This window comes from Anaerococcus hydrogenalis, assembly GCF_002871895.1.
Lineage (GTDB): Bacteria > Bacillota > Clostridia > Tissierellales > Peptoniphilaceae > Anaerococcus > Anaerococcus hydrogenalis.
Map to the genome: position 1 here is coordinate 18,740 of NZ_PNHP01000002.1, position 19,999 is coordinate 38,738.

Annotated in this window: 21 protein-coding genes, 1 tRNA gene and 1 riboswitch; of the genes, 7 read left to right on the forward strand and 15 right to left on the reverse strand. The window is 29.0% G+C overall.

Translation table 11 applies throughout. The features are described 5' to 3' along the window. Positions 1–73: 73 nt before the first annotated feature. The 3 genes from CJ192_RS03055 to CJ192_RS03065 are packed head-to-tail and all read right to left on the reverse strand — an operon-like array spanning position 74 to position 3,533. Positions 74–1,942 carry a PTS fructose transporter subunit IIABC gene (locus tag CJ192_RS03055; protein WP_102197728.1) on the reverse strand — a complete coding sequence of 623 codons (1,869 nt, stop codon included), beginning with the start codon at positions 1,940–1,942 and terminating at the stop codon, positions 74–76. Next, positions 1,933–2,847, reverse strand: a complete 915-nt coding sequence (pfkB, locus tag CJ192_RS03060) for a 1-phosphofructokinase (protein ID WP_102197729.1) — start codon at positions 2,845–2,847, stop codon at positions 1,933–1,935. Before pfkB ends, CJ192_RS03055 begins: the two co-directional genes overlap by 10 nt. Further along, entirely contained in the window at positions 2,844–3,533 is a 690-nt protein-coding gene (locus CJ192_RS03065) for a DeoR/GlpR family DNA-binding transcription regulator (protein WP_102197730.1), read from the reverse strand. The genes pfkB and CJ192_RS03065 overlap by 4 nt, the downstream gene beginning before the upstream one ends. Before the next feature lie 111 nt (positions 3,534–3,644). Between CJ192_RS03065 and CJ192_RS03070 the strand changes: the two genes are divergently transcribed. Beyond that, positions 3,645–3,986 (forward strand): phage holin family protein, encoded by a 342-nt coding sequence (locus CJ192_RS03070; protein WP_004818294.1) that lies wholly within the window; start codon positions 3,645–3,647, stop codon positions 3,984–3,986. A gap of 30 nt (positions 3,987–4,016) precedes the next feature. Here CJ192_RS03070 and CJ192_RS03075 read toward each other — a convergent pair whose 3' ends face one another. After that, positions 4,017–4,283, reverse strand: coding sequence for an acylphosphatase (locus CJ192_RS03075; RefSeq protein ID WP_102197731.1), 267 nt, complete (start codon positions 4,281–4,283; stop codon positions 4,017–4,019). A gap of 111 nt (positions 4,284–4,394) precedes the next feature. Here CJ192_RS03075 and CJ192_RS03080 point away from each other — a divergent pair, with 111 nt between their 5' ends. The 3 genes from CJ192_RS03080 (at position 4,395) to CJ192_RS03090 (ending at position 7,696) form a co-directional block, all read left to right on the forward strand. Next, positions 4,395–6,932: a heavy metal translocating P-type ATPase gene (locus CJ192_RS03080; RefSeq protein WP_102197732.1), complete on the forward strand. Its 2,538-nt coding sequence runs from the start codon at positions 4,395–4,397 to the stop codon at positions 6,930–6,932. After that, positions 6,932–7,204, forward strand: a complete 273-nt coding sequence (locus CJ192_RS03085) for a metal-sensing transcriptional repressor (RefSeq protein ID WP_004818286.1) — start codon at positions 6,932–6,934, stop codon at positions 7,202–7,204. The genes CJ192_RS03080 and CJ192_RS03085 overlap by 1 nt, the downstream gene beginning before the upstream one ends. A 72-nt stretch (positions 7,205–7,276) precedes the next feature. Further along, a complete protein-coding gene (locus CJ192_RS03090) occupies positions 7,277–7,696 on the forward strand; it encodes an Asp23/Gls24 family envelope stress response protein (RefSeq protein ID WP_004815317.1) in 420 nt (139 codons plus the stop codon). A 41-nt stretch (positions 7,697–7,737) separates the two neighbouring features. On the opposite strand, the gene CJ192_RS03095 is transcribed toward CJ192_RS03090, so the two are convergent. Beyond that, the gene (locus tag CJ192_RS03095; RefSeq protein WP_004818284.1) at positions 7,738–8,238 is read right to left on the reverse strand and encodes a QueT transporter family protein; all 501 of its coding nucleotides are present in this window, start codon (positions 8,236–8,238) and stop codon (positions 7,738–7,740) included. A 172-nt stretch (positions 8,239–8,410) separates the two neighbouring features. Between CJ192_RS03095 and CJ192_RS03100 the strand changes: the two genes are divergently transcribed. The 3 genes from CJ192_RS03100 (at position 8,411) to CJ192_RS03110 (ending at position 10,328) form a co-directional block, all read left to right on the forward strand. Continuing rightward, positions 8,411–9,304, forward strand: coding sequence for a C39 family peptidase (locus CJ192_RS03100; RefSeq protein ID WP_102197733.1), 894 nt, complete (start codon positions 8,411–8,413; stop codon positions 9,302–9,304). Positions 9,305–9,360: 56 nt separating this feature from the next. After that, positions 9,361–9,436, forward strand: a tRNA-Lys gene (locus CJ192_RS03105). A gap of 154 nt (positions 9,437–9,590) precedes the next feature. Beyond that, on the forward strand, positions 9,591–10,328 hold the full coding sequence (locus tag CJ192_RS03110; protein WP_102197734.1) for an ECF transporter S component: 738 nt from the start codon (positions 9,591–9,593) through the stop codon (positions 10,326–10,328). A gap of 40 nt (positions 10,329–10,368) precedes the next feature. Here the strand turns inward: CJ192_RS03110 and CJ192_RS03115 are convergent, their stop codons facing one another. The 10 genes from CJ192_RS03115 to CJ192_RS03160 all read right to left on the reverse strand — a co-directional run bounded on the left by CJ192_RS03115 (position 10,369) and on the right by CJ192_RS03160 (position 19,865). Then, positions 10,369–10,674 carry a DUF4298 domain-containing protein gene (locus CJ192_RS03115; RefSeq protein ID WP_102197735.1) on the reverse strand — a complete coding sequence of 102 codons (306 nt, stop codon included), beginning with the start codon at positions 10,672–10,674 and terminating at the stop codon, positions 10,369–10,371. A gap of 82 nt (positions 10,675–10,756) precedes the next feature. Further along, on the reverse strand, positions 10,757–11,695 hold the full coding sequence (locus tag CJ192_RS03120) for an L-lactate dehydrogenase (RefSeq protein WP_004817662.1): 939 nt from the start codon (positions 11,693–11,695) through the stop codon (positions 10,757–10,759). Between the two features lie 86 nt (positions 11,696–11,781). Beyond that, positions 11,782–12,309, reverse strand: coding sequence for an NUDIX hydrolase (locus CJ192_RS03125; RefSeq protein ID WP_102197736.1), 528 nt, complete (start codon positions 12,307–12,309; stop codon positions 11,782–11,784). A gap of 88 nt (positions 12,310–12,397) precedes the next feature. Beyond that, complete coding sequence (locus CJ192_RS03130) at positions 12,398–13,195, reverse strand: formate/nitrite transporter family protein (protein ID WP_004815304.1); 798 nt, start codon at positions 13,193–13,195, stop codon at positions 12,398–12,400. Between the two features lie 55 nt (positions 13,196–13,250). Further along, a complete protein-coding gene (locus tag CJ192_RS03135; protein WP_102197737.1) occupies positions 13,251–13,514 on the reverse strand; it encodes a DUF1294 domain-containing protein in 264 nt (87 codons plus the stop codon). Beyond that, the gene (locus CJ192_RS03140) at positions 13,504–14,391 is read right to left on the reverse strand and encodes an alpha/beta fold hydrolase (RefSeq protein WP_102197738.1); all 888 of its coding nucleotides are present in this window, start codon (positions 14,389–14,391) and stop codon (positions 13,504–13,506) included. Before CJ192_RS03140 ends, CJ192_RS03135 begins: the two co-directional genes overlap by 11 nt. A gap of 118 nt (positions 14,392–14,509) precedes the next feature. Further along, complete coding sequence (gene metF / locus CJ192_RS03145; RefSeq protein ID WP_102197739.1) at positions 14,510–15,361, reverse strand: methylenetetrahydrofolate reductase [NAD(P)H]; 852 nt, start codon at positions 15,359–15,361, stop codon at positions 14,510–14,512. After that, the gene (gene metE / locus CJ192_RS03150; RefSeq protein ID WP_102197740.1) at positions 15,345–17,612 is read right to left on the reverse strand and encodes a 5-methyltetrahydropteroyltriglutamate--homocysteine S-methyltransferase; all 2,268 of its coding nucleotides are present in this window, start codon (positions 17,610–17,612) and stop codon (positions 15,345–15,347) included. The genes metF and metE overlap by 17 nt, the downstream gene beginning before the upstream one ends. 129 nt (positions 17,613–17,741) lie before the next feature. Further along, the gene (locus CJ192_RS03155) at positions 17,742–18,653 is read right to left on the reverse strand and encodes a LysR family transcriptional regulator (protein WP_102197741.1); all 912 of its coding nucleotides are present in this window, start codon (positions 18,651–18,653) and stop codon (positions 17,742–17,744) included. 21 nt (positions 18,654–18,674) lie between these two features. Further along, the gene (locus CJ192_RS03160) at positions 18,675–19,865 is read right to left on the reverse strand and encodes a cation:proton antiporter (RefSeq protein WP_102197742.1); all 1,191 of its coding nucleotides are present in this window, start codon (positions 19,863–19,865) and stop codon (positions 18,675–18,677) included. A gap of 47 nt (positions 19,866–19,912) precedes the next feature. After that, positions 19,913–19,985, reverse strand: a riboswitch (Fluoride riboswitch). Positions 19,986–19,999 lie beyond the last annotated feature (14 nt).

A 19,999-nucleotide genomic window follows, 5' to 3' on the forward strand; every position in this document is an offset into this window, starting at 1 on the left:
TGTCTTTTCTATACCCAATTTTTTCAAATTAAAAAACACCAGCCTAAGTTATCTTAAGCTGGTGAATATATAATTAAATTTCTTTTTTCTTAAAGATTCCTAATAAAATTGCTGATACTATTGAACCAATTACAAATGATCCAATAAAGAAAAGTGCTTGGTTTAATGATGACATTGCTGGTAAAACAAATATTCCACCGTGTGGTGCTGGTACACTTACATTAAATAACTGTGTAAGTCCTCCCGCTATAGCACTTCCCACAATAGATATAGGAATAATTAATTGTGGTTTTGCTGCTGCAAAAGGAATAGCTCCTTCTGTTATAAATGAAAGACCTAATAAATAATTACTTACTGCTGATTTTCTTTCATTTTCTGTAAATTTATCTTTAAAGAAAGTTGATGCAAGGGCAATCGCAATTGGAGGAACCATTCCACCTGCCATAACAGCAGCCATAAACGCCCCATCATTTGTACCAATAAAGGCACCAGTTGCAAAAGTATAAGCTGCTTTATTTATTGGGCCACCCATATCAGCAGCCATCATTCCACCTAATAAAGCTCCAATCAATACTTTATTTGTAGCTCCCATATTTGTTAACCAATTATTTAAGCCATCATTTATTCCAGTAAAGACAGGATCGATAATGAAAAACATTAAGGCGCCAGTAATTAATAAACCAAAGACTGGATAAATCAACATAGATTTTACACTATTAAGTGATTTTGGCATTTTTTCACATATTTTTTTAAGGAAGTTAATTATTAATCCTGCAAGAAAACCTCCAATTAAGCCTCCCAAAAATCCTGCACTTTCGCTAGCAAGAAATCCTGCAACCATACCTGGCATCAAGGCTGGCCTATCTCCAATTGAATAAGCAATGTATCCTGCTAAAATTGGAATCAAGAAGGAAAATGCTCCCGATCCTATTTTGTTTAAAAATGTAAAGGCAAGGGACTTATCTCCCAAGAATCTTTCTGCCAAAAATGATATAGCCATCAAAATTCCACCACCAATTACAAAAGGTAGCATGTGGCTTACACCATTCATCAAATCTTTATAAATTTCTTGTTTTAGACTAGTTTTTTCTGTAGAAACTTCTTCCACCTTACTATCACTTCCACTTGCGTGGTAAACTGAAAATTTTCCATCAATTGCATCTTTTACTAGCTCTTCACTCTTTCTAATCCCATCAGAAACTGGTCTTTGAATTAATTTTTTGCCATCAAATCTTGCCATTTCTACTTTTTTATCAGCTGCTATAATTACTGCGTCGGCATTTTTAATATCCTCGCTAGTTAGTCTATTTTTAACTCCGTCTGATCCATTTGTTTCTATCTTAATTTTTGCATTTAATTTTTTTCCAGCATTTTCTAATGCTTCCTGAGCCATATAAGTGTGAGCAACCCCATTTGGACATGCTGTTACACCAATAATGTATTTTGAACTTTCATTCTCTTCTACTGGTTTTGAAACTTCTTTTTCTTCTTCTGAATATGAATCAATTATTTCATAAACTTCATCAGGACTATTTGCTGCTTTTAATTTATCTATAAAGCCTTCTTTCAAAATCATTTTTGATAATTTCGCAAGAGTTTGAACGTGAAGATTATTTTCCCCATTTGGTACAGCGATTGAGAAAAACACAAATGAATCTTCCCCATCAAGAGCTTCATAATCTAATCCTTCTGCTTTTTTCGCAAATAAAACTGCAGGTTCTTTTACAGTATCGACTTTTGCATGTGGCATTGCAATACCTTCACCCAAGGCAGTTGAAGTCTCGCTTTCTCTTTTAATCAAGCCTTCTTTAAATTCCTCTTTACTTCCAACAATTCCCTCATCGAAAAATTTTTGAGCAATTTCATCAATAACATCCATTTTGCTTGATGATTTAAGCTCCATAATCATCAGATTTCTTTTTAATAAATCTTTTATTTGCATTCTTCTACCTCAACTTTTTCTAATATTTGATAAATTAAATTTTTTTCTGCAATATCAGGACTAAATGCTGTTGCACTTCCACAAGCAATTGCAAGTTTATATGAATCTATTTTTGAAAGCCCCTTCATATATCCATAAATATATCCTGCAACCATGCTATCTCCACTTCCTACAGAATTAATTAATTTTCCCTCAATTGGTTTTGCCTTATAAGCCATATTATTATCAACAAAGATTGATCCATCTTTTCCAAGAGATACAATTACATTTTCTGCTCCCTGATCAATCAATTTTCTAGCATATTTTATTATTTTTTCATCACTATCAATGCTATCTTCAAAAATTTCACCAAGCTCATCCTTGTTTGGTTTTACCAAGAAAGGCCTATAAGCAGATAAGTTAAATAATTTTTTCCCTGAAGTATCAAGGGCAAATCTTACATTATTCATCTCAAGTAAGTTTACAATAACTCTATAAAAATCATCTCCCAAAGATTTTGGAATTGATCCTGAAATTACTACAAAGTCATCTTCATTGAGATTATCCAAATAATTTAAAAATTCTTCAATTTCTTCTTCCTTTATTTGGGGTCCTTGAGCATTTATTTCAGTTTCTGTATCATATTTTAGTTTTACATTTATTCTTGAATCATCAGAAATTTTTGTAAACTCTTGGTCAATCCCTAGATTTTCTAATTTATTTTTAATAAATTCTCCTGTAAAACCACCTAAAAAACCAATATTTATAGACTTCGCTCCAAGATTCTTCAAAAGTTTAGAAACCATAATTCCCTTTCCACCAGGATATTTTTCTTCGCTTTTACTTCTTATGGTTTGTCCATCATCAAATCTTTCAATTCTCAAAACATAGTCAATAGATGGATTTAAGGTAAGTGTATAAATCATAGCTCCTCCGTAATTAAATCTACATCTTCAATATTACATATTTTAGAAAAATAAACCTTGCCAAACTTTGACTTATCAAGCAAAATTATAGATCTTTTAGATCTTTTTATGGCAGTATTTTTAATTATTGCTTCATTAGGATCATGGGTTGTAAATTCGCCGTTACAATATCCATTTGCCCCAACAAAGCAAAGGTCAAAATTATACTTTAACAAATTATCCAAAGTTTGCTCACCAACTACAACATTTGTTCTTGTCTTAATATTTCCACCAAGAAAAATTGTTTTTATATTATTTTTTCCTAGTTTTTCCAAATGCATAATTCCATTTGTAATAACAGTACAATCTTTTGGCAGATAATCTATAAGTTGATTTATAGTTGTTCCCCCATCAAGATAAATATATTTGCTATCAAAAATTTCTTTTGAAGCCTTCTTGGCAATTTTTATTTTACTTTCAATACATGACACAACATTTTTATCATAAGATTTTTCTTCAAATTCAATATTAGAAAGAACTGCTCCCCCATGAACTCTTTTGATATATCCTCTTTTTTCTAGATAATCCAAGTCCCTTCTTAGAGTTGATTCGCTAACATTTAAATTTGATTTTAAAATCTTATTAGAAACTTGTCTTTGTTTTTTTAAAATATTTAAAATTATTTCAATTCTTTTTTCAAATATCATTTGCTAATATTATAACGCCCTTTCATTCAAAGTCAATCATTTTCATTCATTTTCTTTCAAATGTTGACTTTATTCCATTTTCCCGTAAAATAAAAAATAAAGGAGATAATTATGAAATTACTTATTCAATGTCTAGTAAATGCTATAAGCCTATATATACTTGACCTTTTATTTTCTGGTATAAGTTTTACAGAAAATAAGGCTTTTATAATCACAGCCATACTTTTAATACTTGTTAATGCGATTATAAAACCAATTTTAAAACTTTTGTCACTTCCATTAACTATAATAACTTTTGGATTATTTTCCTTTATAGTAAATGCAATAGTTTTGGAAATTACCTTTAATCTATCAAGTGGGGCTAGTATTGATTCATTTTCTACAGCAATTTTTGCATCAATAATTCTTGCAATTATTAACCCTCTTATAGAAAATATATTTAAAAAAGATTAAGGACCTTGTTCATTCAAGGCTCCTTATTTTTTATGATAATTTAAATTTTTTTTCATCATTCTTTATTTCTTCTTCCTTTATATTTACCTTATCAATTCTAATAAACCTATCATGAGAAAGTCCATCTAAAAATATATCAATTTTTTCTTGTTCTCCTTGAACATTTACTTCAACATCTCCATCATACAAATTATAAACATCTCCTGTAAGTCCTAGTTCATTTGCAATCATAAATGATTTGTACCTAAATCCAACTCCTTGAACTCTTCCCTTAAAAATCATATTATATCTTTTCATTTTTTACTCCTTTGTAAATTTTTACCCGAAAATTTTAAATTTCTTTACAAAAAAAAAATTTATAATATAATAAAAGTATACACCCCCATAGGGTGTTAGTAAGGAGGTAAAATGAAAGAACGATTTAAGGTTACTGGAATGACTTGTGCATCTTGCCAGGCCAATGTTCAAAAGGCTGTAGAAAAACTCGGTGTTAATAGTGTAAATGTAAATCTTGTTAGCGAAACAATGAATGTTTCATATGATGAGAAGAAAATTTCCAAAGACGATATTATAAATGCAGTTGAAAAAATAGGCTATGGTGCAAGTCCAGTTAATGAAAAAAAATCTGAGGATAGTTCAAAAAATAATAATGATGAAAAAAATGTAAAAAATAGGTTAATTATTTCATTTTTATTTATGATTCCTTTGATGTATGTTTCCATGGGACATATGATTAACCTGCCCCTACCACATTTTTTACATGGTGTAGAAGGTAGCGTAAATTTTGCTTTTGTGCAATTTTTATTAACAATTCCAGTTATATTTGTAAATAGAATTTTTTATATTTCTGGGTTCAAAGGACTTATCAACAAAGCCCCAAATATGGATACCCTTGTAGGGCTTGGTTCTTTTGCAGCTGTTGTTTATGGAATTTTTGCAATATTTAGGATGGCTTATGGCCTTGGTTTTTCTAAATTAGATATTGTAGAAATGTATAGGACAAATTTATATTTCGAATCTTCTGCCATGATTTTGACTTTGATAACTCTTGGAAAATATTTTGAAAAAAGATCTAAGGGCCAAACCAAAAAATCTTTGGAAGCTTTGATGGATCTTGCTCCCAAAAAGGCAAGAATTTTACTTGATGGAGTGGAAAAAGAAATCCCTGTAGAAGATTTAAAAAAGGGTGACTTGATTATTGTAAGGCCTGGAGAATCAATAGCAGTGGATGGAATCATTAAGGAAGGATCATCCCTTGTCGATGAGTCTGCCATAACTGGTGAATCCATGCCTGTAAATAAAAATGTTGGCGACGAGGTAATTTCTGCAACAATTAACAAGCAAGGTTCATTTGTTTTTGAAGCTTTAAAAGTAGGAGAAGATACAACTCTTTCAAAAATAATTGAACTTGTTAATGAGGCAAATGAAAGTAAGGCACCAATCGCAAAACTTGCCGATAAAATTTCAGCAGTTTTTGTTCCGACTGTAATGCTTATTTCTTTAATTACTTTTATAACTTGGATGTTTTTGGGATATGGATTTGAATTTTCTTTAAACCTTGCAATATCAGTTTTAGTAATTTCTTGTCCATGTGCTTTGGGACTTGCAACTCCTATGGCAATTATGGTTGCAACAGGAAAAAGTGCAGAATATGGTTTACTATTTAAAAATGCAGAAAGTTTAGAAAATCTTCACAAGGTAGATACAATTTTACTTGATAAAACAGGGACAATAACTGAAGGTAAACCTCAAGTTACTGATATTCTTACAGATTTAGATGAAAATGAATTTTTAAAACTTGCATCATCTATGGAAATCAAAAGTGAACATCCCCTTTCAAATGCCATAAATGAATTTGCAGAAGAAAAAAATATAGAAAATATTGAAGTTTCAAATTTTGAATCAATAAGCGGAAAGGGAATTAAAGCAAGCTATAAAAATAAAATTTATTATGGTGGAAATATTTCCTTAATGAAAGAAAAAAATATTAACTTAAAATCTTACGAAAAAAAATCAGATAAACTTTCAAGCCAAGGAAAAACTTCCATGTATTTTGCTAATGAAAAAGAAGTTATAGGGATAATAGCTGTCCAAGATAGGCCAAAATCCTTATCAAAAGTTGCCATTGATGAGATGAAAAAATTGGGCTATGAAGTTAGAATGATCACCGGAGATAACGAAAAAACTGCGGAAGCTATTAGAAAATCTTTAAATATTGATTACAAATATGCAGAAGTTTTACCAGAAGATAAGGAAAAAGAAGTTAAAAAACTTAAAAATCAGGGTAAGAAAGTATTGATGGTTGGTGATGGAATAAATGATGCACCAGCTCTAGCTAGAAGTGATGTGTCTATGGCTATTGGAAATGGTACAGATGTAGCAATAGAATCTGCAGATGTAATTTTAATAAAAAACAATATTTTAGATATTGTATCAGCCATAAAACTTTCAAAAGCCACCATAAAAACAATAAAAGAGAACTTATTTTGGGCATTTTTCTATAATGTAATTGGAATACCTCTTGCAGCAGGACTCCTATATCCAAGTTTTGGCATAAAACTTTCACCAATGTTTGGAGCCTTTGCAATGAGCTTATCATCAGTATTTGTTTGCCTAAACTCACTAAGACTTAGAAATTTTAAGGCTAACTTTGAAAATGATAAAAAAATTAAAGAAATTATAGAAAATGACAATAATAAAATAAAAAAGGAGAATAAAATGAAAGAATTAAACAAAATGATAGTAAAAGTTAACAATATGAGCTGTAACCACTGCAAAAATCGTGTAGAAGAAACCCTAAAATCAATTGCAGGAATTGAAAATGCTGAAGTAAATTTAGATGAAAAGCTTGCAAATGTTGAATTTTTTGGATCAATTGATGAAAAAGAAATAGCTGATAAAATCAATGATGCAGGATATGAATTTGTTGGTATAGAGTACAAATAATGAAGGCTGATAAGGATAAAACTTTAAGGAAATTAAAAACTGTAAAAGGACAAATTGATGGCCTAATAAAAATGGTAGAAAGTGATAGGTATTGTATAGACATATCAAATCAATTAATGGCATCAATTTCTATATTAAAGAATGTGAACACCGATGTCCTCTCCTCCCACCTTGAACATTGTGTTTATCATGCCGTTGAAAACGGAAGTAAAGATGATGGAATAGAAAAAATTGAGGAAATCGAGCAAATTATAAAAAAACTATCCAAATAAATGTTTGTTTAAATATATTTAGGGTAATTATATAAGGTAATCGATTAAGATAAAAATTAAAAGGAGAAAATAATGGATAAAATTGAAAACAAAGATGTTCAAGCTGAATATGCTAATGAAGTAAGTGAATATACAATAAATGATAATGTAATTGCAAAAATCGCAAAAAAAGTTTTGGTAAAAACTGATGGTGTTTTAGAATTGAAAAAAAATGTATTTTCATCAATAGCTGATAACTTCACAGACGGAGAAAATACATCAGGAATCTCAATTGATGTTGATGATGCTAAAAACGCTGTAGTAAACACAAAAATCATCCTTGAATATGGAAAAAAAGCTCAAGAAGTTTTCGCTTCTTTAGATAGAAATATTAAAAAAGAAGTAAACTCTCTTACAGGAATAAAAGTTCAAGCTGTAAAAGCTGAAATTGTTGATGTTCTAACAAAAGAAGAATTTAAAGAAAAAAATTCTAAAGATGAAGAAGAAAAATAAGTAAATTTAAAAAGAGTGCTTAATTGCACTCTTTTTTTAATTTAAAAATTTTTAATTATATTCATAAAGCCAGTATTTCTTTCAAGAATTTTAAAAATAATAAACCCAATTACAGATACTACTATAAATTCAGAAATCATAAATTGAACTAGCATTATTATAAATGCAGTTGATGAATCTAATAGTAAATATGTACCAATAGCTGGTATAAACATAAATAAAACCGGAAATAATGATGCTATAAACAAATTTTTTTGCCTAATAATTAAGGAAAATGCTAAAAATGAAGCAAAAGTTCCAAAAATTACATCAAATACTGCAATATCTGATGCGAAATTAGCTAAAAAACATCCCAATAAAAGTCCTGGTATAAATCTTCTATTATAAAATACCAATAAAACCATAATTTCACTTAACCTTAACTGGATTGGACCATAGGCTAGTGATGGGAGCATCAATGTAATTACTGCATATAAAGCCGCAACTACAGCCGACTTAACTAAAAAATTCGTATCTTTAAAATTATATCTTTGATCAGACATATATACCTCCTTGATTTTTTTCGGATGGGTCCCAAGTAAACATCCTTTTGATATTATAGCATAAATTATATTTTTGACAAAAAAACAAAAATATAAGATGATTTTTTTATAAAATTTAAATTAATAGATTTTTAATTTTCTGATATAATAATTGATAAGAAAAGGTGAATCAATGAAAAAAATTATTTTAACATTAATCTTTATTTTTACGCTCTCTTCTTGTGGCAAAGATGAAAGCCAAATAAAAAATGAAGATTTTTCTAATACATTAAGAGACGTAGAAAAAATCACACAAAAACATATAAAAGTTGATCAAAATGCCAAGGCTAATATGGTTTCTATTATGAACGATAAAAATAATTACCAGGCGAAAATAAGAACTACTGATGAAAATGAGCTCAAATCTTATATAAATAAAAATATTCATAAAAACAAGAAATTAGAATGGGCCTTAAAAAATTTCGATAAGCTTAATCATATCGAAAAAGTTTTAATTGGAAATGATACAGATACCGTTAATTTTATTTATAATCTAAATCATGGCAAGACAAACTTTAATTTTTTTGAAGGTCAAAGTATAAATCTTGGTAGAAAAACCCCATATTACGTTCAGTGGGATGACAGGTGGGCCTATGATAAAATTATTGAAAGTGAAACCATTGGAATTTCTGGCTGTGGTCCAACTTCTATGTCCATGGTTTTATCTAGACTTTTAGATGATAAAAATATAAATCCTAGAATAATTGCCCAAGATGCAAAAAATTATATTACCCACGAAGGGATTGCTTGGAGTTTTTTTAAAGCTGAATCTGATAAGTACGGCATCAATGTTAAAGAAATAAAAAATGATGAAAAAGAAATTAAAAATGCCCTTAAAAAGGGACCCTTAGTTGTTTCTGTTCGCCATGGTTACTTTACAAATAGCGGTCATATTATGGTAATTGATTCTTATGAGGATGGGAAATTATTAATAAATGACCCAAATTCTATTAAAAATACTAAAATCAAATGGCCTTATGAAGATATTAAAGATCAAATAGCAAATGTCTGGGCATTTAGCAAATAAAAAAAATTGTTGACAAATTTATTTTGAAATGGTATTATAAATAAGTCAGCAAGTTAGTGCCATTAGCTCAGTTGGTAGAGCACCTGACTCTTAATCAGGGTGTCCAGGGTTCGAATCCCTGATGGCGCACCAATTTTAAAACGTAGATTTTTATCTACGTTTTTTTTATACTTTTTATTTTTCTACTTTTAAATTTTTAGGTTATTTTTTAGACATTTATTTTTTTTATCATATAATATTAATAGGATATGAACGACATCCATTAGGAGTTGTATCAGGAGGTAATATGAATAATAAAGAAAAAACACGTAAAATGGTTACTGTTGCAATGCTTGGAGCTATTACTATAGTTTTAGGATTGACTCCAATGGGATATATTCCCTTAGGTTTAATTAATATAACCACCATGCACATTCCAGTAATTATAGCAGCAATTTTAGAAGGCCCTTTAGTTGGTGGACTTGTAGGATTTATTTTTGGTCTTTCATCAATTGCTAATGCAATGCTTAGACCAGGTCCAATTTCATTTGTATTTTATAATCCTATTGTTTCTGTTTTGCCAAGAATTTTAATAGGAGTTTTTGCAGGACTTACTTTTAAAGGATTAAAAGATAAAAACAATGAGAAAATTAGAAAAATTTCCTTAATTTTGTGGACAATTCTTACAGGATTTTTGATTTATTTAGTATTTTATAATTTCACAAATAATGCAAAAGTTTATCAAATTGTCTTATCTATAATTATTACAATTATAGCAATTTCAATGCTTTTTTTAACTTACAAAAATAAAAATTCAAACTTATCAGTTTCCATAGCATCCTTTGTTGGAACTATGACTAATACACTTTTTGTAATGGGTTTTATTTATTTATTTTATGCAGAAAAATATGTAAAAGCCCTAGGAATTTCAGTAGATGCTGCAAGAAGCACAATTTTTGGAGCAATAATTACAAACGGTCTTCCAGAAGCTATTATGTCAATTGTTTTGGTTTCAGCAATTGTTAGGGCTGTTAGAAGAAAATAAAATTATCCCTCAGCAAATAAATGCTGAGGGATTTTTAAAATTAATTATTTTTAATTATCTTAGTCGCAAGTTCAAGCATATCTACTGCCAAATAATAATTATCACCTAGTAAATCATAAACTAAATCTTCTGAAAAAATTCCCTGACTTATTTCTGAGTCAATTTTTCCTTGGTTTGATTGGTCCAAATCATCCATATACTCTTGTGATGAATAATAATCAGAAAGTTTCTTAAAATCTTTTTGACTTTTTTTAAATTTTTCTAAAGCTTTTCTAAACTCTTCAACAGCCTTGGAATTTTTATTTAAAATTTCTTCCATTTCCTTAATTTTTTTTATATCTGCCATATTTATCTCCATCCTTTAATATTGTATTTAAATAATATACCCATAAATAAAAAACTGCCACATAATTTGTGACAGTAATTTGTTATAAGTTTGATTTATCAATTATATCTTTTAAAGTTTTGGCACTTGCTTGCATTCTTTCATTTTCTGTATCTGTAAGTGGAACTTCCAAAACCCATTTCACCCCATCTTTTCCTATAACTGATGGGACTCCGATATAAATATCATTTAGACCATATTCACCATCAAGATATGATGATGTTGAAAATACAGAATTTTGATCGTTAATAATTGCTTCAACTATTCTTGCAAGGGCCATGCCTATTCCATAAAAAGTTGCACCTTTTTTATCAATTATTTCATAAGCTGCATTTTTTACCTTATCAAATGTATCCAAAAGTTCCTTTTCATCAGTTTCGCTATGCATTTTTACCCATTCATATAAAGGCATACCACCAACATTTGTGTGAGACCAAACTGCAAATTCACTATCTCCATGCTCTCCCATTATAAATGCTTCAACACTTCTTGGATCAATTCCAATTAAATTTGCAATTTCTTTTTTAAACCTTGAAGAATCAAGAGTTGTACCTGTTCCTATAACTTTATTTGCTGGGAAATTTGAATACTTCCAAGTTGCATAAGTTAAAATATCAACTGGATTTGATGCAACCAAAAATATTCCATCAAAACCACTATCTACGATTTGTCCAATCATATCTTTAAAAATTTTAAGATTTTTTTCTATTAAATCAAGCCTAGATTCACCAGATTTTTGTGGAATTCCAGCAGTAATAACTACCACTTCTGCATCCTTACAATCACTGTAATCTGCCTTGTAAATTTGTTTCGGATTTGTAAAAGAAAGAACATCAGAAAGATCCATCGCATCTCCCTCAGCCTTTTTTTCATTTATATCAATTATTCCCAATTCTCTTCCAATACCAAGAATTGTAGAAGCATAAGCAAAAGAACTTCCTACAGCTCCATCACCTACTAAAATTACTTTACTGTCTTTCATTTTTCCTCCTTTAAAATTTATTCCTAGTCTTTTACTATGAATTCTATATTATTATACACCTTTTTAAAGGAAAATGATAATTGATATTAATAATTTTCAAATAAATTTGTATTATCTCTTAAATAAAATAATAAATTAATGTAATCTTTTTGGTAAGGAACAAATTCTCCCCTATCAATAATTTCTAATAATTGCTTTAAATTTACAAACTTGGCATCAGAAACTTCTTCTTCTTGTAGTTTTAATTTTTTTAAGTTGATATCCTTATTTTTTATGATATAAACATCGTCAATCCTAAAGCCAGTATTTATTGAGATATTTGGATAAGAATTAGAAAAATCATATTTTATACCAAGCTCTTCAAACAATTCTCTTGATGCAGAAATTTGAGAAGTTTCCCCACTTGATACAGCTCCTGAAACTGTTAAATCCCACTTATTAGGCCAAGATCTTTTGCTTTTTGTTCTTTTTTGAATTAATAACCTTCCCTTTTTGTCAAATATCAAAACGTGAATAATAAGTCTGAATAAGCCCTTAGGAACTATATCTCTTCTTTCTATAACTTTTCCAGTTTTATTTCTAAAATTATCATATAAATCTACGTATTCTTTCATAATCTTCTCCTTTGCCACTTTTCTATACTTACCCTTTTTTCAAATTTAAAAGCGGCAATATTTCTTGCCGCTTTGTAAAATATTTTTATTAATCAACAAATTTAGATTTAGTATCGTTTAGCCAAGCATATAATAGGCCTATGCAAATTCCTCCACCAAGATAGTTTCCTAAAAATGCAAATATCCATTGTCTAAGTACATTTGCCAAGGTGAAATTTTCTTTCATATTTCCAGAAAATTGTACTAGAGAAAATAATCCAAAATTTGCCACAACGTGCTCAAGTCCTATATATACAAACATAAATACAGCACTCATTATCAAAAATCCTTTGAAAGCTTGATTTTCTACAAGTACAAATGATAAAACTGCTAAATTTACAAATACATTTGCCAACAATCCTGCAAATAAAATATCCATACTTGTCTTATCTAATTTTGCACTAACAAGGCTTGTTAGAAAACTATTGGCGTCAAAGGCATTTATTGCTGAAGTAAGACTTGTCACAAATGAAACCAAATATGCCCCAATTAAATTTCCAAGAGTACAAACTAATAAAATAATAATAGCCTTTTTTAAACTAATATATTTATTATAAACTCCTGCTGTCAAAAACATCATATTTCCTGTTGCAAGTTCTGCATTTAAAAACAAAACATAACAAAGACCAATTGCAAAAATTCCTGCAAAAGCTGGCTTTGCCATAACAGGACTTAGCCCTGATAAATGATCTGCTGCTATTAAACCTGCAAGGGTTGTTAAAGTTAGAAAAATTCCTGCAAGGGCTGACCTAAAAATATATTTTAATATACTTGAGTCAAATAAATCTTCCTTCTTATTGCAAGCAGCCTTTACTTTCTTATTAAAATTACTGTTTATATTTTCCATCTTCCATCCTTTTTTCTTTATTTACCTCTAATTTTATAAGAAATCTAACAAAAAATCAACGAAATATATAAAATATTATAAATAACTGACAAATTATTATAATAGGAAGAGAAATCATAAATTTTTTGTGGCGGGTTTTGTGTTTAATGAGTCTCATAGTAATATACATAGAAAGACTTCCACCAATAAAAGCAAAAAATAAAAGTACATTTTCCCTAATTCTATTTCTCTTAAACTTTTTAGAGGCTATTTTATCATAAATTGTCAATATAAGTGAAATTATAGAAATTATAATAAAATAAATTACTTTAATTTTCATTTTTTATTAAATCTTCAAATATTTTTATAAACTTTTCTTTTTCATCAACAAAAATAGCATGACCAGAATTATCAAACTTTATAAAGTCCACCTTATTTGGAAAATATCCTATACTTTCAATAGCATCATCGATTGGAACTACCATGTCCTTATCTCCATGAATCCAAGTTACTTTTTTATCTATTTTTTCAATAAGTCCACTTCCACCCTTATTTGTATTATTATATGTAACCATAGCTAAAAGAGATTCCAAAAAACACCTTTGTTTCAAAAAATCTTCTGCCATTTTTCTCAAATCGTCGGGATTAGGATCATTTACATTATATATAGTTTGCCTAAACAAATCTTCAAAAAAATCTATATCCTTATCTTTTATTCCATTTAAAATCGGAACTGTAAAAGAATGGTCGTGTTTTATATTAAAATTTTTTAAAAAATTAGGTAGTTTTAACTTACTATCGTCATCTTTCGCCTGTTTATCTTTCGGCATTATAAATCCCTTAACACCAACAGAGGCTATCAAAATCAAATTCTTTATCAAATCAGGATAAAGACCGGCAAAATCCATAGCAACATGGCCTCCCAAAGACCAACCAGCCAGGCTGAAATTTTCTAAATTTAATTTTTGAGAAAAATATTTTAAATCTTTGGCCCAATCTGCCATTTCCTTGTGCTTATTTTCATAAGAACTTTCCCCATAACCAATTAAATCCGGGGCAAAAACTTCAATATTTTCATCAAGACTTTCCAACAAATCTTCAAAAAATTGGGAAGATGATTGGAAGCCATGAATTAAAATCACCTTATTTTCCCCTTTACCTACATGCCTATAGGCCATAGTTTCACCGTTTTCTAATTTTACTTTTTCTATTTTCATTCGATCACCTTCTATAAAAAACTATTATTATTATATAAAGAATAATAGTTTTTATCAATTTTTTAAATTCTATAAAAAAATTGCTGCAAATTTATTTTTGCAACAATTTCTTATGGGCTTATAATTTTATTAAATTTTTAATTGACTCGTGAATTTTTTCTGCTATATAAGGATTATTCATTGTATAAAGGTGGATCCCCTCAACTCCTGAGGAAATAAGATCTACTATTTGATCTACTGCATAGGCAATTCCACAATCTCTCATAGCAATTTTATCACCTTCATACCTTTTCATAATTTTCAAAAATTTTTTTGGAAGTTTTATGCCATTTAAACTTATCATTTTCTCTATCTGTTTTTTATTTATTACAGGCATAATTCCTGCTTGTATTGGCACATCAATTCCTGCCAAGTCACACATATCCCTAAACCTATAAAAATCTTCATTATCAAAAAATAATTGAGTAACAAGACTATCACAACCTGCATCAACTTTTTTTCTCAAATTTTTTATATCTTCTACTAGATTTGGACTGTCAATATGACCTTCTGGATAGGCTGCAGCCATTACATAAAAATTTCCCTTTTCTTTTATAGACCTTATTAAATCAGATGCATGGTCAAAATCACCTTTTTCATATGAAAATTTTGGTATATCTCCCCTCAAGGCTAATATTTTATTTACATTTTTTTCCTTTAAAATTTTTAATTTTCTTGTAAGTTCATCTTCACTTAAACCTATAGAAATTAAATGGGCTACTGATTCTACACCATGTTTTTTTATTTGCCCTGCAAGCTCAAAAGTTCTTTTGCTCGTATCATTTCCTGCTGCCCCATAAGTTACAGAGATTGATTCAGGTTTTAAATCTATTAACCTATCAATAGTATTATAAATTGACTCTATGGGTAAATTTTTTCTTGGCGGGAAAACTTCAAAACTTAAAACACAATCTTTACTTCCTATATTCATCTCTAAGCTCCTTACTTGCCCTTACCAAATTTTCAAGAGCCTTTACAGTTTCTTCTTCTCCCCTAGTTTTTAGACCACAATCTGGATTTACCCAAAGCTTTTTATAGTCAACTTTCTCAAGAATTTTTCTTAAAGTATTTTCAATTTCTTCAACAGAAGGAACTCTAGGTGAATGAATATCATAGACCCCAGGTCCAACTTGCGTCCTAAAATTATTTTCTTTTAAGGAGTCAAGTATTTCAAGATTTGACCTTGAAGCTTCAAAACTAATTACATCAGCATCCATTTGATCAATAGATTTTATTATGTCTGTAAATTCAGAATAGCACATATGGGTATGGATTTGGGTATTTACCTTGCAAGCTGAATGAACTAACCTAAATGCTGGAATTGCCCAATCTAAATATTGGCTGAACCAATCAGATTTTCTTAGTGGTAATTTTTCCCTAAGAGCTGCCTCATCTATTTGTATAATATTTATTCCTGCTTTTTCCAAGTCTAAAACTTCATCCCTAATTGCAAGGGCTATTTGATAAGTTGATTCTTTTACAGATATATCTTCTCTTGGAAAAGACCAATTTAAAATTGTTACAGGACCTGTTAGCATTCCTTTGATAGGTTTTTCTGTCAAAGATTTTGCGTATGATGACCATTTTACTGTAATTTCTTCTTCTCTTTTTATATCAGACCAAATTATTGGTGGTTTTACACACCTTGTACCATAAGATTGAACCCAGGCTTTTTTTGTAAACAAGTATCCTGATAAATGTTCACCAAAATATTCTACCATGTCATTTCTTTCATATTCACCATGAACCAAGACATCTAGACCCAAATCTTCTTGTAGCCTTATACATTCTTCAATTTTTTTATAATTAAATTCTTCGTATTCTTTTTTTGTTATTTGCCCATTTTTATATTTTTTCCTATTTCTTTTTACGTCTAAAGTTTGTGGGAAAGATCCTATGGTTGTTGTTGGGAATAATGGAAGATTTAATTCTTCTTTTTGTACCTCTTCTCTTTTTTCAAAAGAATCACATCTTACAAAATCTAAATCTTTTAGATTTTCTATCCTATCTTTAACCTCCCTATCACAAAGATTTTTTCTATCTTCAAAAAGTTTTTTATTATTAATAAAATCTTGATCCTTTTTATAATCTAGATCTGCTAATTTTTTCAAATCATTTAATTCTTCTAGCTTTTCATAAGCAAAGGCAAAATGTTTTTTATATTTTTCATCCAATTCATCTTCAAAATCTACCCTATAAGGAACATGAATTAAAGATGATGAGGCTTGGATTACAAAGTCTATTTCTTTTTCCTTTAATTTTTCAATTATTCCTAAAGTTTTTTCATATGAATTTCTCCAGATATTTTTTCCATTTATAAGTCCTGCAAATAAAGTTTTGCCTTTTGCAAATCCATATTTTTCAATTAAGTCTAAAGTTTTTCTTCCTTCTACAAAATCAAGACCGATTCCATCAAAGTCTAGTTCTTGCAATTGTTGGTAAATATCTCTAATATCACCAAAATAAGTTTGAAGTATTATTTTAATAGAGCCTTTTTTAGCTAAGATTTTTTGGTAAACTTCTTTAAACAAGTCAATATCTTCCTTGCTTAAATCATAAACTAGGTAGGCTTCTTCAAACTGAAGAGTTTTAAGACCAAGTTCTTGGAATTTTTCTATATAAGAAATATAAGCCTTTACAAAGTCATCTTTAAAATCATTAATATTTTTTTCTCCCTTATAATCCAATAATTTCAAAAATGTAAAAATTCCTACTATAGTTGACTTTGTTTCATAACCTAAATCTTTGGCCTCCTTGTATTGGTCAAAGGCTTTTGTAGAATTTAATTTTATTTCAGTATCATCTTCAATTTCTGCAACCATATAGTGGTAATTTGTGTTGAACCATTTTTTCATTGAAAGAGCCTTTACATCAAGTCCATCTTTTTGATAACCTCTTGCCATTGCAAAGTATGTATCGATAGCAGATAAGTTTAATTGCCTATACCTTTTAGCTATAACATTAAAGGTAAAAGCTGTATCTAAAAATAAATCGTAATATGAAAAATCATTAGATACTATGTAATCTAAGTCTTTTTGTTTTTGCAATGCATTTTTTCTAATTTCTTTTCCAACATTTTCAAGTTCAGAAAATTTTATTTCATTCCTAAAATATTTTTCTGTTGCGAATTTCAATTCTCTATTTTCTCCAATTCTTGGAAATCCAATAATAGATGTTTTCATTTTTATCTCCTTTTTGGCTAAAAAAATAAGCCATTGCTTTTTTTATTCTTTCATAAAGTATAAAGCAATTTGGCTTATTAGTGTTAATACTTATTTTCTATTATTAGATATAGTTTTTTTCTATAGCACTTATTTAGAAAAATTTTCAATATATTCTTTTAAATATTTAATATAGGATTGGCTAATAAAATCTAGTGGTCTATTTTTTAGGGAAATATAACCAATATCCATCTCTTCATTAGCATCTAATTTTTTGGCAATAATTCCTGTCCCATTTAAATCCTCTGATAAAACCCCAGATGTAATGGTGTAACCATTAAGGCCTATCATTAAATTAAAAATTGAAGCCCTATCTGTTACTACAATATTTTTGGGACTGTACTCAGTAGGAAATAATTCTTCTGAAAAATAAAAGGAATTATTTTTATCTTGCTCATATGATAGTCTAGGATACTTTTTTAAATCATCAAGTCTAATTACATCTTTTTTTGCAAGAGGATTATCTTTACAAATAAAAATATGGGGACTTGCCTTAAATATTGAATGAAATTCTAAATTTTCTCTCTCCAAAATTCCCAAAATAATATTCCTATTAAAATTTGAAAGATATATTATTCCAATTTGACTTCTAAGAGTCTTTACATCCTCAATAATTTGAGAAGTCGTAGTCTCTCTTAAAGAAAATTCATACTTTTCTTCCCCATATTTTTTAACAAGCATAACAAAGGCATTAACAACAAAGGCGTAATGTTGACTTGAAATAGAAAAAACTCTTTTGAGAACTTCTTTTTTCTTATAATTATTTTCCAAAAAATCTGCCTGTTCTACCACCGACCTAGAATAGGCCAAAAATATTTCTCCCTCTTCAGTTAAATTAACTCCCCTGTTATTTCTAGTAAATATTTTTATTCCCATTTCTTTTTCCAAATCAAACATAGACTTTGATAAGGAAGGCTGGCTTACAAGAAGGGCCTGGCTTGCCTTTGAAATTGACCCTTCCTCTGCTATGGCAATTAGATATCTTAATTGTTGTAAGGTCATAAAAACTCCTTAAATTTAAAACTAAGCTAGTAATTTTTTATAAAAATTATCGATAAAAATCGCTCCTATTGGCGCTGTTATCAAAATTCCCAAAACTGCCATTGATAAAATTATATCCCCACTAGAAAGACCATTTGCAAGTGGGACTGCACCAATTGCTGCTTGGACAGTTGCCTTTGGCATATAAGAAAAAACTGTAAATAATTTTTCTTTTTTATTTAGGCTTGATCCAGAAATTGAAATTATTGTACCCACTGACCTAAAAATTAGGGCTAAAAATACAAGAATTACTGCCAATAAACCAAGATTTGATATATAGGAAATATTTACTTCAGCTCCAACCAAAACAAACAATAATATTTCGGCAAAAATCCATAATTTTCCAAATTTTTCTGAAAGTCTACTAGAAACCTCGTCCTTTGCTTTAATTTTAAAGACACAGCTCATAGCAATAACAGCCAAAAGACCTGAAAAAGCAATCCTATTTTTCAATAAATTTTCCATAGCAACAAGTAAAAATGATATAGCAAGAATTACTATAACTTTAGTAGAATTTCTAATTAAAAGGTCTTTTTTATAAAAATATTCAAAAATATAGTATAAAATAAAGCCTATTATAGACCCAAATAAAATCCCTAATATTATAGAAACTGGCACATTAAGAAGAGAAATCAAACTTACATCTTCACCCTTTGCCATGGATAAAAATGATGAGAATAAAACCAAAACAAATATATCATCACAAGATGCACCAGCAAGAATCATTTGTGGGATTGATTTATCTACCCCTCTTTTTTCTTCAATTAATTTTACCATTCTAGGAACAACAACTGCAGGAGATACTGCAGCAAGAACTGACCCCATTAATAAGGCATCTATAGGACTTATTTTGAAAAAAATCCTTGCAAAAATAAAATATCCTAAAATTTCAAAACTTGCTGGAAGAAAGGACAACAAAACTGCAGATTTTCCAGCTTTTTTTAAATCAGAAATATCTAAAGAAAGTCCTGCCTTAATTAAAATAATAATAAGGGCAATTTGTCTAAGTTCAGCAGATATGGATAAAGTTTTAGGATCGATTAAATTTAGGACGTGGGGACCCAAAATAATTCCTGTAAAAAGCATGCCGATTAGAGCTGGTATTTTTATTTTTTTACAAATAAATCCAAGTATAAGGCCAATGATAATTATTAGGCCAAGTGATATTAACATAAATTCCTCCTTTTGGGACAAAAAAACTGATGAAATCTGTCCCTTAAATAGTTACAGAAGTCATCAGCATAAATGCGGTTTTAGATTTTTCTAAGGGAGAACTTCATTCCCTTCTAATATTATAAATTTTTTTA

Coding starts and splice junctions, on each gene's coding strand:
- CJ192_RS03055 (WP_102197728.1), bottom strand. CDS start 1,942: ATGCAAATAAAAGATTTATTAAAAAGAAATCTGATGATTATGGAGCTT.
- pfkB (WP_102197729.1), bottom strand. CDS start 2,847: ATGATTTATACACTTACCTTAAATCCATCTATTGACTATGTTTTGAGA.
- CJ192_RS03065 (WP_102197730.1), bottom strand. CDS start 3,533: ATGATATTTGAAAAAAGAATTGAAATAATTTTAAATATTTTAAAAAAA.
- CJ192_RS03070 (WP_004818294.1), top strand. CDS start 3,645: ATGAAATTACTTATTCAATGTCTAGTAAATGCTATAAGCCTATATATA.
- CJ192_RS03075 (WP_102197731.1), bottom strand. CDS start 4,283: ATGAAAAGATATAATATGATTTTTAAGGGAAGAGTTCAAGGAGTTGGA.
- CJ192_RS03080 (WP_102197732.1), top strand. CDS start 4,395: ATGAAAGAACGATTTAAGGTTACTGGAATGACTTGTGCATCTTGCCAG.
- CJ192_RS03085 (WP_004818286.1), top strand. CDS start 6,932: ATGAAGGCTGATAAGGATAAAACTTTAAGGAAATTAAAAACTGTAAAA.
- CJ192_RS03090 (WP_004815317.1), top strand. CDS start 7,277: ATGGATAAAATTGAAAACAAAGATGTTCAAGCTGAATATGCTAATGAA.
- CJ192_RS03095 (WP_004818284.1), bottom strand. CDS start 8,238: ATGTCTGATCAAAGATATAATTTTAAAGATACGAATTTTTTAGTTAAG.
- CJ192_RS03100 (WP_102197733.1), top strand. CDS start 8,411: ATGAAAAAAATTATTTTAACATTAATCTTTATTTTTACGCTCTCTTCT.
- CJ192_RS03110 (WP_102197734.1), top strand. CDS start 9,591: ATGAATAATAAAGAAAAAACACGTAAAATGGTTACTGTTGCAATGCTT.
- CJ192_RS03115 (WP_102197735.1), bottom strand. CDS start 10,674: ATGGCAGATATAAAAAAAATTAAGGAAATGGAAGAAATTTTAAATAAA.
- CJ192_RS03120 (WP_004817662.1), bottom strand. CDS start 11,695: ATGAAAGACAGTAAAGTAATTTTAGTAGGTGATGGAGCTGTAGGAAGT.
- CJ192_RS03125 (WP_102197736.1), bottom strand. CDS start 12,309: ATGAAAGAATACGTAGATTTATATGATAATTTTAGAAATAAAACTGGA.
- CJ192_RS03130 (WP_004815304.1), bottom strand. CDS start 13,195: ATGGAAAATATAAACAGTAATTTTAATAAGAAAGTAAAGGCTGCTTGC.
- CJ192_RS03135 (WP_102197737.1), bottom strand. CDS start 13,514: ATGAAAATTAAAGTAATTTATTTTATTATAATTTCTATAATTTCACTT.
- CJ192_RS03140 (WP_102197738.1), bottom strand. CDS start 14,391: ATGAAAATAGAAAAAGTAAAATTAGAAAACGGTGAAACTATGGCCTAT.
- metF (WP_102197739.1), bottom strand. CDS start 15,361: ATGAATATAGGAAGTAAAGATTGTGTTTTAAGTTTTGAAGTTTTCCCG.
- metE (WP_102197740.1), bottom strand. CDS start 17,612: ATGAAAACATCTATTATTGGATTTCCAAGAATTGGAGAAAATAGAGAA.
- CJ192_RS03155 (WP_102197741.1), bottom strand. CDS start 18,653: ATGACCTTACAACAATTAAGATATCTAATTGCCATAGCAGAGGAAGGG.
- CJ192_RS03160 (WP_102197742.1), bottom strand. CDS start 19,865: ATGTTAATATCACTTGGCCTAATAATTATCATTGGCCTTATACTTGGA.